This window comes from Corynebacterium suranareeae (assembly GCF_002355155.1).
GTDB classification, from domain to species: Bacteria; Actinomycetota; Actinomycetes; order Mycobacteriales; family Mycobacteriaceae; genus Corynebacterium; species Corynebacterium suranareeae.
This window is the reverse complement of record NZ_AP017369.1, coordinates 2,738,605-2,752,912: the sequence shown is the minus strand read 5'-3', so window position 1 is coordinate 2,752,912 and position 14,308 is coordinate 2,738,605. Positions and strand designations below refer to the sequence as shown.

The following is a 14,308-nucleotide window of genomic DNA, read 5'->3' as shown; positions in this document are numbered from 1 at the left end:
TTATTTGGCGGCAAGCAGCTTTTCAATATAAGCAATGCGTGCCTCCACCATGTGGTTGAAGAGTTCGTCAGAAGTTTTGACGGACTCTTCAGCTGCTTTACGGGTCAGTGGGGCTTCTACCTCTGGGTTTTGCTCTAGCCAAAGCTCTGGGACTGGGTGGAAGACGCTAGCTTTGTCTTCTTCGTCGCGGTTGTCAAAGTTGTAGTCAGAGGTTAGGGCGAAGCTGAAGACATCGGCCATCATCATTTCGCCGATGATGGTTGCTTCCTTGATGCTCAAACCGATGTCGGTCAAAAACTTCAGGGACTTTTCTGAGCCAGCGATGCGCAGCGGGGAAGTGCCTTGAGAGGTGATTTGTTCATCGAGCGCGACCAGGAGTACTCGTGGGGTTTTCCGGAATTGGTCGCGCAAGGAGCCCCACAACGTATGGATCGAATCTCGCCAATTACCGGCATCGAGATCAGGTACCTGGACATCGTTGATGATGCGCACCCATACTCGGTCGATGATTTCTTGACGATTCAATACGTGGTTATACAGCGCGCGGGGGGTTACTCCCATATCCCGGGCAAGGCGGTTCATGGTTACAGCACCGAATCCTTCGCGGCCCGCAATTTGGAGGGTGCGTTCCACAATGGATTCGACGGACAGGATTCTTTGGGTGGGGCGACCTGGCCTACGACCGGTTGATTTAGAGGATAGATTAGGCGTTGTGGCTGGTTTCATATTTTCACTAGGCATGTTAATTGAGATTACGCTTTTTTATGCAATACAACCAGCGTTTTCAGTGAAATACTAGACATGTCAACTAAAACCCTTATTCAAAATATCTATTATGGGTTTTACATTGAAAATTCATACGAAAGGTTGAGGATGAAAAACAGGATTGCAGTGGTTACTGGAGCGACCGGAGGCATGGGAATTGAGATCGTCAAAGACCTCGTGCGCGATCATATTGTCTACGCAGTGGGACGAAATCCGGAGCACCTAGCCACACTGGCGGAGATCGACGGAGTAGAAGCGGTGGAGTCTGACATCGTGACGGATGTGTTGGAGAAGGGAGGCGTCGACAAGCTAAAAAACCTTGACCGCGTGGATACGCTGGTGCATGCTGCGGCGGTGGCCCGTGATACGACCGTGGAGGCGGGCAGTGTGGCTGAGTGGCACGCGCACCTGGACCTCAACGTCATCGTCCCAGCCGAGCTGAGCCGCCAACTTCTGCCCGCACTTCGCGCGGCATCTGGCTGCGTGATTTACATTAACTCCGGCGCCGGCAACGGCCCCCACCCCGGCAACACCATTTATGCGGCCAGCAAACACGCACTGCGCGGGCTTGCCGACGCCTTCCGCAAAGAAGAAGCCAACAACGGCATCCGAGTCAGCACCGTGAGCCCCGGCCCCACCGACACCCCCATGCTGCGAGGACTTATGGATTCGCAAGGAACTGACTTCCGACCTGAGATCTACATTGAGCCAAAAGAAATCGCCAACGCAATCAGATTTGTGATTGACGCTGGCGAAACAACTCAGATCACCAACGTGGACGTGCGACCACGGATCGAGCTGGCGGACCGAAAAGACTAAGAACCTAAAAGATTAATTCTTAGGGGCCGCGACAGTTTCAGACGGTTCAGAAGCTGCGGACTGCTTGCGGCCATCAGCCAGCTTGCGGGCCATGCCGACCAAACCAGGAACGATCGAAACAAAGACAATCAGCAAGAAGATCAGATCAATGTTGTTCCGAACAAAGTCGAACTGGCCCAGCGCTGCACCCAACGCAACCACACCGGAACCCCACAAAATACCACCGATGATGTTGTAGATGATGAACGTGCGGTAACGCATACCCGCCATGCCAGCGACCAGCGGCGCGTAGGTGCGCACGATCGGCACGAAACGGCACAAAATAATGGTCACGGGGCCGTGCTTTTCAAAGAACTCCTCAGTTTGCTTGAGGTATTCCTGCTTGAAAATCCGACCATCAGGACGATTGACCAGCCTCGGGTGGAATTTATGACCAATCCAGTAGCCGACCTGATCACCCAGAATCGCAGCGATTGGGCATAGAACCAACACCAGCCACAGCGGGGCAAAAGGGTCAGCCTGATTAGCCAGCAGGCCACCAGTAAAGAGCAGGGAGTCGCCGGGGAGCAGCGGGAAGAGTAGACCTGATTCGATAAAGACAATGGCGAGCATTGCCGGCAGGATGAAGCCACCGAATGGGCCGGAGCCGGAAAGAAGCTCCATGGGGTCTAGCCAGGCTGGGCCGAGCGCAACCTGGGAGACGGAGTCCGCGAGAGTAAAAACCATGGTCGACAGAATACTCTTGATCGGCTGAATTTCTACATGGCAAAGTGTGACTTTTAGAAAAATAGGGGTTTATTCAGGGTCGGAGCCACATGAGGGGCTTGCTTGTCGACGTCTGGGTTGTTGGTGGCTGGGGTCTGGTGCCTTGGGCTGTGGGCAGGGGTGTGTGCCCGGTACCAGGCACACTACAGCGGCTGGTAACAGGCACAGGCTAAAACAGGGTATCGACAGCAGGACTAGACACATCTTCCGGTGGTCCTGGTGGATCAGGCGGGTTCGGCGGTGGTTGGTGGTGTGGTGGTTGGTGGTGTGGTGGTTGGCCGTGGTGTTTACGTCTCGCCCACGCACCACCTGAACTATCTGATGCAGCAGAGCGGTTACACACCGGACCTGAACCATCCGCAGGATAATGCGCTGCCCGACCTGTATCAGGATCGCGGTCCATATAGCCTTTCCCATTGACCCCACTGCGTGAATCATCAATACGGGGATGATGGTTATAACACTGCTGGGTTAAGTTCACCAGGTTGGTCAACCCACCTTTAACCCACGGGTCAAGATGATGAACCTCGCACTCTAACTGCGGGCGATCACAATGCGGGGCACTACACACTAACTCTGAGGCGAACAACGCAATTCGCTGCATGAGATTCGCTGAGCGTTGCATCCGGTTAACATTCAACGCTTGCCCGGTTGGTCCATCAAGCAGCACAGCGAAGTCGTATTTCGCAGCGATCAGATTCATGATCTCTGCCAGATTCAACGAGTACCCGGTGTTGGTGGGGTACAGCTTGTTCAGTGGGCTGCTACCACCATTACTGTTGGTGGGGTCGGTGGTGTTGATGTCGTTGATGTCATCGGTGGTCATGGAGATGATGATGCTGGCTGTGCCACCGCGTGCTGGGGTGACAATGCCTTGGTTGTAGATCTCCATGATGTGGTGCAGTGCGTCAGCATGGCGTTGTCCACGGCTGCGGGTATCATCTGCGGGTGGGGTATCGACCAGGTTGCCGCGTTTGGTTAAGGGTGCGGTGTTCGCTGCGATTAGTGCTGCGGTGGTAGCAGGGATCAGGCCGCTGATGCGGACCATGTTGTTGGCATCGGGTTTACTAAATGCCAGGTAGCGTTTGCTCATCGCGGTGATGGGATCGGGGTGGGCGTTATTAGCTGTGCGTATTTGGTTGCGTAGCCAGGTGCGTAGGTCTTCTGGGGTGCGCCAGATGGCGTGGGTGAGTGCTTGGTGGCGCAGTTGGTCGTAGCTGGGTGTGGTGTTTGGGTTGAGGTGGGTGAGTTCTTCGGTGATGATGGCGTGTTTTTCCGCGCTGATCTGCGACTTGCCACGTGACGTACCTGAGCCACCTGAGCCGCCATCGGGCTGGTCATTGCCATCAGTGTCATTGCCTGTACCGGTGTTCCCTGGGTTGGGTTCTGGGTCGGGGTCATCACCACCGGAATCCCCGGAATCACCTGAATCACCCGAGTCGCCGTTGTCTCCTGAGCTGCTTTCACTGCCACCGTTGTCACTGCTGGTTTTTCCTGTGGTGGGGTAGAGGGTGTGGGCGAGGGTGATGCGGTGGTGGGCGCCTTTTTTTGATAGGCCGAAGGTGGTGGTGAGGTAGTCGATGAGGTGGGTAGAGCCGATGGTGTGGGCGGCGTTGGTGCGTTCTGCTAGTGCTGTGGTTTGGGCGGCGATGGTGGCGTGGTGGTTGATGGCGTGTTCGAGTGTTACAAGGTCTGGCTCGAGGGGTGTGTAGTGCTCGAGGGTGACACCGTCAGCGTCTAGTAGTGCTGCCAGGTGATTATCGATGGCGTGTAGTGCGGTGGTGATTGCGTTGACGTGGGTGCTGATGCTCATGGTGTCCCCCTTCTTTCCCTGTGGGTCCCCGTTTTGTTGTTATCACCTACCCTACCCGCCCATGTGTTCGAATGCAAGGGTGATATGCAAACACTTGTTCAAACACTGGAAACCGCCCAAAAAGCACCTGTCCTTCACATCAAAGACAGGTGCTTCCAGCAAAAAACTTAGAACAATGCTCCCGCTAAGGTTCGATCGATAGCTTTAGCTGCGGCTTCAACAGCATCTAGGAGCGCAGTCAATTCTTCTTCTGTTGTGGTCAGCGGTGGTGCAATGTGGAAGCGGTTACCGGAAATCATTGGCCACACACCGTGTTCCTTAAATGCAGCAGCACCAGCGGCCACAGTGTCTGCATCGGCGTCGAATTCTACTGCCCAGAAGAATCCGATACCGCGAACATCAGCAACTACACCAAGACTATTTGTCAGTTCGCGCAGGCGAGGCTCAATTACTTCAGAGCCAAGTCTTGCTACTCGAGGAATGACTTCACCTTCTGCGTAAATCTCCAACGCGGCTTTGGCAGGAGCAACGGCGAGTGGATGGCCAGAGTAGGTTAGTCCGCCAGAGTAGGCCTGGGATCCGAAGGTGTCGCGGATGCCCTTGGTCATGATCACGCCACCAAGTGGGGCGTAACCTGCGTTAACACCTTTGGCGAAGGTAATCATGTCTGGTTGGAAATCTTCACCGGCGTGTTCGTAGGCAAAGAGCTTTCCGGTGCGGCCAAATCCAACCATGACTTCGTCGGCGATAAACAAGATGCCATGTTTGTCGCACAAGTCGCGTACACCGTTGAGGTAGCCTGCTGGTGGCACGATAATTCCAGAGGATCCAACGACGGGTTCCAGCACGATCGCTGCGATCATGCCAGCACCTTCAAACGCGATGACATCTTCTAGGTGCTTAAGTGCACGCTCGCATTCTTCTACTTCCGAGGTGGCGAAGAATGCTGAGTGGTGCAGGAATGGGGCCCAGAAGTGGTAGATATCTGGGTCGGTGGTGGGGTTGCCTAGGCGGCGGTGTTCGCCGGTGAGCATCATGGCGGATCCGGTTGCGCCGTGGTAGCTGCGGTATGCGGAAAGTACTTTGTTGCGTCCGGTGTGTAGGCGCGCCATGCGGATGGAATGCTCGATGGCGTCGGCACCACCGTTGGTGAAGAATACGTGGGAGAAATCGCCACGCGTCATCTCAATAATCTGAGCTGCTACTTCAGAGCGCACATCGTTGCCGAAAGCCGGGTTGATGTTGGTTAATCGTGCTGCTTGACGCTGGATTGCTTCAACGAGACGTGGATTGTTGTGGCCTAAGTTAGCTGAGACAAGTTGGGATCCCATATCGACAAACGCATTGCCATCGAAGTCATAGAGCGTGGATCCTTCGGCTGCCGCCCAGACTTTGGGGTTGATTTTGTCTTGCGCGGACCAGGAGTGGAAAACGTGTGCTCGGTCTTGATCGTATGCCCGTTTTTCTTCTTCCTTAGCCTGCGCAGAGCCAAATTCAACGAAATCGCCATCAATATTGGTATAGCCGGTTAGTGCCAAATCAATTCACTCCAAAAATATAAAAAAGATTATTTCCTCGCCTCACCCTAGATCAACCCGATCTGCTTTAGCACGTGAACGGCTGTTTTGTCCGTTTCTTGCAGCATGAGTGGGTTGGTTCCAGGCATGGGGGAAATGGTGGTATCAGGCAGTTGTCCATACGTGGGGATACCAATCAGATGGACGCGTGGATCAAGATTTCCATTGGGGTGAACCAGCAGGCGGGTGGCGGGATCAACTTCAGGGGAGCCGGTGGGCGCTGCTGTGCCGTCGATGGAATAGTCGTTGAATGGTCGCACCCGATCTGCGTCTTCTAGTGAGAGTGCCAGCGGGTCGGCGCTGCGACGTACGTCGGGGTTGTGCATCCAGGCGTCGACAAGCACTCGTGCCTGAAGCGGCGTATCGCCGGTGGTGGGCGAGATGATTTGCCATTTCCCGTCGCTAACGCTGAGCCGGGGGCGGGCGCCGGCGAAGTGAGCGAGGCCGGCGTCGACAAGCGCTAGAAGTTCGCGGGTGCGGAAAAGCGGTGGTCCGGAGCCGACCATTTGGCCGATCGCCATGACGGCAGCGAAGCGGTTGCGGCGCGATTCGAAGGTGAGGCGGCCTTCCGCGCCCAGGATGGAGCTGGGTTTGCGCGACGCTGAAATGGACCAGAGTGCCGATTTGAGCGGGCTGTCCCACGCCGCGACGGCATGGCGAATATCGCGCGCCATGCCGTCTGCGATGCGCGCGGTCAGTGCCTCGACGCTTTCATTAATTCCCGCAAGCGGAAATTCCCAATCATGCAGGTTAAAGACGTCATCAGTGTGCGCAGCGAGTGCTTTAGGAAGCTTATCGACGTCCACCTCATCAATTACTTCCACAATTTTATCCAGACTCGTGCGAATCGATTCTGGGCTAACGCGGTTGAGGGTTTCGTAATAGGCTTCGTAGGCGTCGCGAGCAACTGCTGGCCACACCTCAGTATCGTAGTTGATGGATGCGACACCGCGATTTTGTGCAGTAATTGCCGAGATCACAGCCTTAAGACGCGCTAGTTTCGCGCCAGGGGGCAGTGATTTGTAATCAGATTTGGGCAGGTAAGGGTAGCCGCGTCCGGAGGAAATCACAAAGTGCGGTTCTTGACCGGAAGCCTCATAGCGCAGACCTGATCGCGTGGTGGGATCCTCGTGGAAAATGCCCCCGCGATTAATTGTGGTCAGCGCCATGATGTCAAAAAAGCCCATGCCTAAACCACGCACAAGTACCTGCTCACCAGCAGGAATAAGGCTGGCATCTTGTTCCACCGGGTTTCCAGGCTTCACCCAGGCCAGATCAGGGTGCTCTTCTAAAGCTGCGAGGATGGATTGTTCCTCAGCGTTAAAAGCAGGAGTTTGCCAACCGACCGCCAACACCGTGGAATCGGCAGAAATCATTTCTGAATTATCTAAGGTAATAACATCGCGGTCGCCGTCTTCACGAATACCAATCGCACGCGCATGGTGCTGTTCCACCTGAACCCAGTCAGGCAACAACTGCAATGCAACATCAAATGCCCAGCGTAAATATGCTCCATACAAAGCACGTGAAGGGTTGGACTGGATAACAGTAGCTGCTAATTCTTCTTTAAAATCCTCAGCTACAGATGCTGCCGGGGGATAGGTTCGAAACAGTTCAATCGCTTTTTCCGGGATGCCGCTTAGATCTTCATCCCCACGAAGAAGTCGGATCCAATCAAACTGCAGTGGTCCTTCCACAACAGGGGCACTAACAGTTGAGCCTGGCTCTGTGAATAATGTCACCGCACCAGCGAGCGTATTCATACACAGTGTCCTGGTTTGATCGGTGCGCCACACGTTGCCCGCGCCCATTTGAGAGTCTTCGACAAGGTGAATGGTAAGCCCCTGTTGTGGCCTTGAAACAGTATTGAGAGCTGCTGAAATCCTTTCCAATACTGAAATGCCCCTGGGGCCTACGCCGATGATGGCCACTTGCTTATCGTTCGTGCTCACAAAAACTCCTGCGTAGTGATTATTGGTGCGATTTAGACAGATTAGTCTAAACCAATGTACCGCTTAGTCTAAAAGTGTGTTAAGTTCTGGGGCATAAATTAGCTGACACGTAAAGTAACTTAAATATTCACTGGAGGTAAGCCTAGTGTTTAAAAAGCACAGGCACGGTCTCGGCTCTCCCGAGAACAAACCACGCGAGAACACACCACGCTTGAAAACCCGCCGGTTGCTCACCGCAGCAGCCGCCACACTGGCCGGTTTAGCCATGCTTACTGGATGCACTGCCCAACCAGCACAAGGTGAGGACAACACCCTCACCTACCTGGAACCACAGTTCTTCCGCACCCTTTATCCACCATCAGCAGGTTTTTATCCCAACGGCAGCGTGGTCAACAACATTGCAGACCGCTTGCTCTACCAGGATCCAGAAACCTTAGAACTTAGCCCATGGATCGCCACCGATCTGCCGGAAGTTAATGAAGATGCAACAGAGTTCACCTTCAACATCCGCACCGACGTGACGTACTCCGACGGCACCCCGCTGACCGCTGAAAATGTGGTGAAAAACTTTGACCTTTATGGACTAGGCGATAAAGATCGACGCCTGACCATCTCAGAGCAAATCACCAACTATGACCACGGCGAAGTTATCGATGAGGATACCGTCCGCTTCCACTTCTCTGAACCTGCTCCTGGTTTCGCTCAGGCCACCAGCTCATTCAACGCTGGACTTTATGCCGATTCCACTTTGGATTTTGCCAATGAAGAATTTGCGCCTGGCAATGCTAAAAACATCATCGGCTCCGGCCCTTTTGTCATCACCGATGAAACTTTGGGCACCAACCTCACGTTAACTGCCCGTGAGGATTACGATTGGGCACCACCTGCCCGTGAACACCAAGGCCGCGCAAAACTTGATGCCGTTAACTACGTGCTAGCTGGCGAAGAATCTGTTCGCATCGGCGCGATCGTTGCAGGCCAAGCCGATATTGCCCGCCAAATCGAAGCGCCTGTTGAAGCACACCTTAAAGATGAAGGCATTTCTATCGTTTCTGCCGCCACCAATGGTGTGAACAACGGCTTTTACTTCCGTTTCAAAAATGACAAATTGTCAGATATTCGAGTCCGCCAAGCGCTCATCCACGCCATCGACCGCGAGAAGATCATGCGCGTGCTGTTTAGTGAGTCCTACCCACTAGCTACCTCAGTGTTGGGGCAAAATGCGCTTGGTTACAAAGAACAAGTTGATGCCTACATCTATGACCTAGATAAAGCCACCGCACTTTTAGATGAAGCCGGCTGGACTGTGGACTCTGACGGCATGCGCCGCAAAGATGGCGAGCTTTTAGAACTCACCTTCAACGAAGCCCTCCCACAGCCACGCTCCCGCGAAGTGGTGACCATGGTTCAAGAACAACTTGGTGATATCGGCATCAAAGTTAACCTCAACCCAGGTGATCAAGCAGCACAGGACGCTGACTCTAAAGACCCAGACAAAATCCAGGTCCGCCACTCCATGGTTGGACGTGCAGACTATGACGTTTTGAAATCCATGCTGTACTCCACCAACCGCAATGAACTGCTGAACATGACCATGGATGGAGACACCGCAGATATCGGGGATCCTCATTTGGAAGAACTCCTCATGGCTATTGCCTCGAGCCCAAATGAAGCCGACCGCGCAGCAGCCTCTGCCGCCGCACAGGACTACATCACTGAGCAAGCATATGCGTTGCCACTGTTTGAAGAACCCGTGGTTTACGGTGTGCAGCCTTATGTCAAGGGATTTAGCCCCGAGGTTATTGGCCGCCCAAGCTTTTATGAAACATACATCGACCATTCCAGTGAGGAGGACTAAATGACTACCTCGCAGATCCTGCGCAGAATCGGCCAGGCCATTGTGGTTTTGTTGGTCACTTTTACTCTCGCATTCATCATGCTTTCTGCCCTTCCTGGCGATGCTGTGACTGCACGTTATTCCAGCCCAGACCTGGGTCTCTCACCGGAACAAATCGCACAAATCCGGGAATCCTACGGTGCCGATGAATCCCTGATTTCCCAGTACTTCACCACACTAACTGGATTCCTGGTTGGAGATTTCGGCTACTCGGTACAAACCGGTACCGCTGTGGCTACCCAATTGGCAGAAGCAATGCCTGGCACCCTCACGTTGGCCATCTTGGCGTTTATTTTGGCTGCCATTTTGGCACTGGTTATTTCCATCTTGGCCACCATGGATCGCTTTGCTTGGATCAAGGGATTCTTCCAAGCATTGCCCCCATTTTTTGTCTCCCTTCCAAGCTTCTGGTTGGGCATCATGTTGATTCAGATCGTGTCCTTCCGCCTTGGATGGGTTCCAGTCATTGGCACCACCCCGGCGCAAGGGTTGATCTTGCCCACCATCACGTTGTCCATTCCGATTACCGCGCCACTTGCACAGGTGCTGATTCGTTCCATTGAAGAAGTAAAAAAACAACCTTTCATCGCAGCCGTTCGAGCACGCGGTGCAGGTGAAATGTGGATCTTCTTCCGCAACGTGTTGCGCAATGCGCTCCTGCCAACGCTGACTATCGCCGGTATTTTGTTCGGTGAACTTGTTGGCGGTGCCGTGGTCACTGAAGCTGTGTTCGGCCGTGCAGGTTTAGGCCAGATGACTGTTAATGCTGTGGCCAACCGCGATATGCCAGTGATGCTGGCCATCGTCGTGATCGCCGCTGCTGTTTATGTTTTGATCAACCTCATCGTGGATCTGTTGTACCCAGTCCTCGATGCCCGTCTGCGTCGCAGAGAAAGGGCATAAATACCATGAGTAACCCTCCTATTTCACCTAAGAAACCAGTGGCAGCTAATCCGCGAACTGGATCAGCTGACCCGGCGCGCAAGCGTAAAGGTTTAGGAAACCCGTGGACTAAACCTGCTGCGGTGATTTCCATTGTGGTTTTGGTCATCGCTGTGCTGATGGCGCTTATCCCAAGTCTATTTACCTCCCAGGATCCATTTAGCGGCGATGATGTGGCCCTGCTGAGCCCAAGCGGAACCCATTGGTTTGGCACGGATTCTGTGGGACGTGACCTGTATAGCCGTGTTGTATACGGCGCCCGGGAAACTCTGTTGGGCGCATTGATTGCCGTGCTGGTTGGCCTGATTGTGGGAACCTTGATCGGGTTGCTCGCAGGTGCACAACGTGGATGGTTGGACACAGTATTAATGCGTTTCGTCGACGTACTGTTGTCTATTCCTGCATTGCTGCTGAGCTTGACTGTCATTATTTTGTTGGGCTTTGGCACGATGAACGCTGCGATCGCTGTTGGTATTACTTCAGTTGCTACTTTTGCCCGCTTGGCTCGTTCCCAAGTGATGACTGTTGCTGGGTCTGATTTCGTGGAGGCAGCCTATGGTTCTGGTGGTACCCAGGCGCAGGTGTTGTTCCGCCACATTCTGCCCAACTCACTCACCCCAGTTCTTGCGCTTGCTGCACTGCAGTTTGGTTCGGCTATTTTGCAGCTGTCTGTGTTGGGCTTTTTGGGCTATGGTGCGCCAGCTCCAACTCCAGAGTGGGGTCTGCTGATTTCTGATGCGCGCGATTACATGGCTACCTCCTGGTGGCTGACTGTCCTTCCAGGCTTTGTCATCATCGCTGTGGTGATGTCTGCCAACTATTTAAGCCGCATCATTCAGAAGGAGGGCTAGAAAAAATGACTACTCCATTGTTGGAAATTGACGATCTGGTGGTTTCTTATCAAACCGCTAAAGGTCTCGTTCACGCTGTTAATAATGTCAGTTTGGAAGTTCACCCTGGGCAGATTACTGCGATCGTGGGTGAGTCTGGTTCGGGTAAATCAACCACCGCGCAAGCTGTGATTGGTTTGTTGGCAGATAACGCTGAGGTGGATTCTGGCCGGATTTCTTTTAAAGGTCAGTCTCTTATTGGTTTAAGTCCGCGTGAGTGGAAAAACGTGCGTGGCACCAAGATTGGCCTGATTCCTCAGGACCCAAATAATTCCCTGAACCCGGTGAAAACCATTGGTGCTTCAGTGGGGGAGGGCCTGGCTATCCACAAGCGAGGCACTGCTGAGCAGCGCAAACAGCAGGTAATCAAGCTTCTAGAGCGCGTGGGTATTGATAACCCTGAGGTTCGTTATGATCAGTATCCGCATGAGCTGTCAGGTGGTATGAAGCAGCGTGCGCTGATCGCTGCAGCCATTGCGCTTGAGCCGGAGCTGATTATTGCGGATGAACCAACGTCTGCGCTGGATGTGACCGTGCAGAAAGTTATTCTCGACCTGCTGGAAGAAATGCAGCGGGAATTGGGCTTGGGTATTTTGTTCATCACGCATGATTTGGCGGTGGCCGGTGACCGGGCGGATCGAATCGTCGTCATGCAAAAAGGCGAGGTGCGTGAAAGTGGTTACGCGGCTTCGGTCTTGACGGATCCGCGGCATGAATATTCTAAAAAGCTGCTTGCCGACGCGCCCTCCCTCACCATCGGCGAGATCCCCGCGCGAGTTCCGGCGGTAGATCCGGAGGTTGCAGCGGCCAAGGGCCCGCTGTTGGTGGTGGATAAATTCCGCAAGGAATATCAGCGCGGCAAGGAAGAACCTTTCGTTGCAGCGGATGATATTTCCTTTGAGGTGTTGCCCGGAACCACTCATGCGATTGTGGGTGAATCCGGATCTGGCAAAACCACTTTGGGTCGCGCAATTGCGATGTTTAACACACCAACCTCAGGTGCTATTTCGGTGGCGGGTACGGATATCACCAAACTTTCTGCTGCTGAAAAACGACAGCTTCGCCAGCAAGTGCAGTTGGTTTACCAAAACCCATATTCTTCACTTGATCCCCGGCAGACTATCGGTGCGACCATTGCTGAGCCTTTGCGCAATTTCACCAAGGTCTCCAAGCAGGAAGCTGCTAAAAAAGTTGAGCAGTATCTAAAACTGGTGGCACTCGATCCAGCATTGGCATCTCGACGTCCACGTGAGCTTTCCGGCGGTCAGCGCCAGCGCGTTGCCATTGCTAGAGCCATGATCTTGGAACCAGAGCTGGTGGTTTTTGATGAAGCGGTGTCAGCTTTAGATGTGACAGTGCAAGCACAAATTCTGCGTCTGCTCGATGATCTGCAAAGAGAGCTAGGCTTGACCTATGTGTTTATTTCCCACGACCTGGCTGTGGTTCGTGAAATCTCTGACACAGTCTCGGTGATGAGCCGAGGTCAACAGGTTGAACTTGGAAAAACCTCAGAAGTCTTTAACAATCCGCAAACAGAATTCACCCGTCGTCTTATCGACGCAATCCCAGGTTCGCGCTATCGTGGTGGCGAACTTAATCTTGGACTTTAGGAGCATTTTTTAAAGATGTCAGATCTAATCGACATGCTCGTTGGGGAGGACCTCCCACAGCTGCGTGACAACCGTCCCCAAGCTCGCGACAATGCACAAAAGAGCTTCGAAGCTCTGCTTGAACCAGTAAACCCAGGCACATTCAGCTTCGGCGAGCGCTATGCTGTAGCAACCTATGTTGCGGGTCTTCACCAATTCGCGCCAGCTGTAGATCTCTACCAAGATTTGCTTCTCGACGATGCCCCAACCACCCTGGCCAACGCTGTTTCCGATGCCATCGATCACGGCTTGTCTTCAGGACCATACGGAACCTACCGCGAGCCTGGCCTAGAGTCCGAATCCGAACCAGGTGGATCTGTTCGCAACGATGCCAGCAAATTAGGCGAGCGTCTCGCAGCTGCCTTTGATTACGCACACCTGTTGGTTTTCCACCCACGTGATTCCCGACCAGAGGTGTTGGGTCGACTTTCTGCAGCAGGGTGGAGCGCCGATGACACAGTATCGTTGGCTCAGCTTATTTCCTTCCTTGCATTCCAACTGCGCGTTGCTTATGGTCTGCGCACGTTGAAAGGCGAAGACATTCAGGTTAAGGCTCCTCGCCTGAGCATCCCTGAGGCTTCGTGGGAACTGTCCAACAATGGATTTGAGATCCTAACTTATGAAGAGCTCAATCGCCCAGAAGCCTTTGTTAACCACTCCCTAGGTTGGAAGCCATGGGTGCCACCAGTTGAAAAGGCTGATCTGACTGAGGAACAGCTGGATTCATTAATCCAACCTCAGCGTGCTGATATGCCATACTTCCGTCTGCTGGCACGTGATCCAGCAGCACTGAAGGCGCGCACCCTGACTGACTTGGATATTTTCTTCAACACCGACGGTGAAGGGCTGGGCCGAGCAGAGCGCGAACTCGGAGCGACTGTAACCTCGCGCTACAACGGCTGCGTTTACTGCGCATCTGTGCATGCTGGCCGTGCACAGGAAGAATCCGGTCGTGCTGATGATGTTAATGCGCTGTTGGGAAGCATTGATGCAGAACTAGGCTCTGATCAGTGGAATGTCATCCGCGATGCATCCCGCGCTCTAAGTTCTACTCCTTCCGCGTTCAACCAAGGATGCATCACCAAGCTGCGTGGAGTGGGATACACCGACCTACAGATCGTGGATCTGATCAACTCGGTGGCATTCTTCAACTGGGCGAACCGCCTCATGCTGTCGCTCGGTGAACCCGAAGTGCCAAAGCGTTTCCTCTAAAGCGCATAGATACCCCCTGTTTTTAAC

Annotated in this window: 11 protein-coding genes; 6 read left to right on the top strand and 5 right to left on the bottom strand. The window is 53.6% G+C overall.

Annotated elements, in window-relative coordinates; genetic code table 11:
• The gene (locus tag N24_RS12735) at positions 1-741 is read right to left on the bottom strand and encodes a TetR/AcrR family transcriptional regulator (protein WP_096457784.1); all 741 of its coding nucleotides are present in this window, start codon (positions 739-741) and stop codon (positions 1-3) included.
• A 132-nt stretch (positions 742-873) separates the two neighbouring features.
• Here N24_RS12735 and N24_RS12730 point away from each other — a divergent pair, with 132 nt between their 5' ends.
• A complete protein-coding gene (locus N24_RS12730) occupies positions 874-1,584 on the top strand; it encodes an SDR family oxidoreductase (RefSeq protein WP_096457781.1) in 711 nt (236 codons plus the stop codon).
• Positions 1,585-1,596: 12 nt separating this feature from the next.
• Here N24_RS12730 and N24_RS12725 read toward each other — a convergent pair whose 3' ends face one another.
• From N24_RS12725 to N24_RS12710, 4 genes are all read right to left on the bottom strand, one after another.
• Positions 1,597-2,310 (bottom strand): DedA family protein, encoded by a 714-nt coding sequence (locus N24_RS12725; protein ID WP_096457778.1) that lies wholly within the window; start codon positions 2,308-2,310, stop codon positions 1,597-1,599.
• 208 nt (positions 2,311-2,518) lie between these two features.
• Complete coding sequence (locus N24_RS12720; RefSeq protein WP_096457775.1) at positions 2,519-4,162, bottom strand: HNH endonuclease signature motif containing protein; 1,644 nt, start codon at positions 4,160-4,162, stop codon at positions 2,519-2,521.
• A 167-nt stretch (positions 4,163-4,329) separates the two neighbouring features.
• On the bottom strand, positions 4,330-5,700 hold the full coding sequence (locus N24_RS12715) for an aspartate aminotransferase family protein (RefSeq protein WP_096457772.1): 1,371 nt from the start codon (positions 5,698-5,700) through the stop codon (positions 4,330-4,332).
• A gap of 47 nt (positions 5,701-5,747) precedes the next feature.
• Complete coding sequence (locus N24_RS12710; protein ID WP_096457769.1) at positions 5,748-7,691, bottom strand: FAD/NAD(P)-binding protein; 1,944 nt, start codon at positions 7,689-7,691, stop codon at positions 5,748-5,750.
• A gap of 145 nt (positions 7,692-7,836) precedes the next feature.
• Between N24_RS12710 and N24_RS12705 the strand changes: the two genes are divergently transcribed.
• The 5 genes from N24_RS12705 to N24_RS12685 are packed head-to-tail and all read left to right on the top strand — an operon-like array spanning position 7,837 to position 14,281.
• Positions 7,837-9,549, top strand: a complete 1,713-nt coding sequence (locus tag N24_RS12705; protein ID WP_096457766.1) for a TIGR04028 family ABC transporter substrate-binding protein — start codon at positions 7,837-7,839, stop codon at positions 9,547-9,549.
• Positions 9,550-10,491: an ABC transporter permease gene (locus tag N24_RS12700; RefSeq protein ID WP_096457763.1), complete on the top strand. Its 942-nt coding sequence runs from the start codon at positions 9,550-9,552 to the stop codon at positions 10,489-10,491.
• A 5-nt stretch (positions 10,492-10,496) separates the two neighbouring features.
• A complete protein-coding gene (locus tag N24_RS12695) occupies positions 10,497-11,381 on the top strand; it encodes an ABC transporter permease (protein ID WP_096457760.1) in 885 nt (294 codons plus the stop codon).
• A 5-nt stretch (positions 11,382-11,386) separates the two neighbouring features.
• Positions 11,387-13,030, top strand: coding sequence for a dipeptide ABC transporter ATP-binding protein (locus N24_RS12690; RefSeq protein WP_096457757.1), 1,644 nt, complete (start codon positions 11,387-11,389; stop codon positions 13,028-13,030).
• 15 nt (positions 13,031-13,045) lie between these two features.
• Positions 13,046-14,281, top strand: a complete 1,236-nt coding sequence (locus tag N24_RS12685) for an alkylhydroperoxidase domain protein (protein ID WP_096457754.1) — start codon at positions 13,046-13,048, stop codon at positions 14,279-14,281.
• The last annotated feature ends 27 nt before the right edge of the window (positions 14,282-14,308 follow it).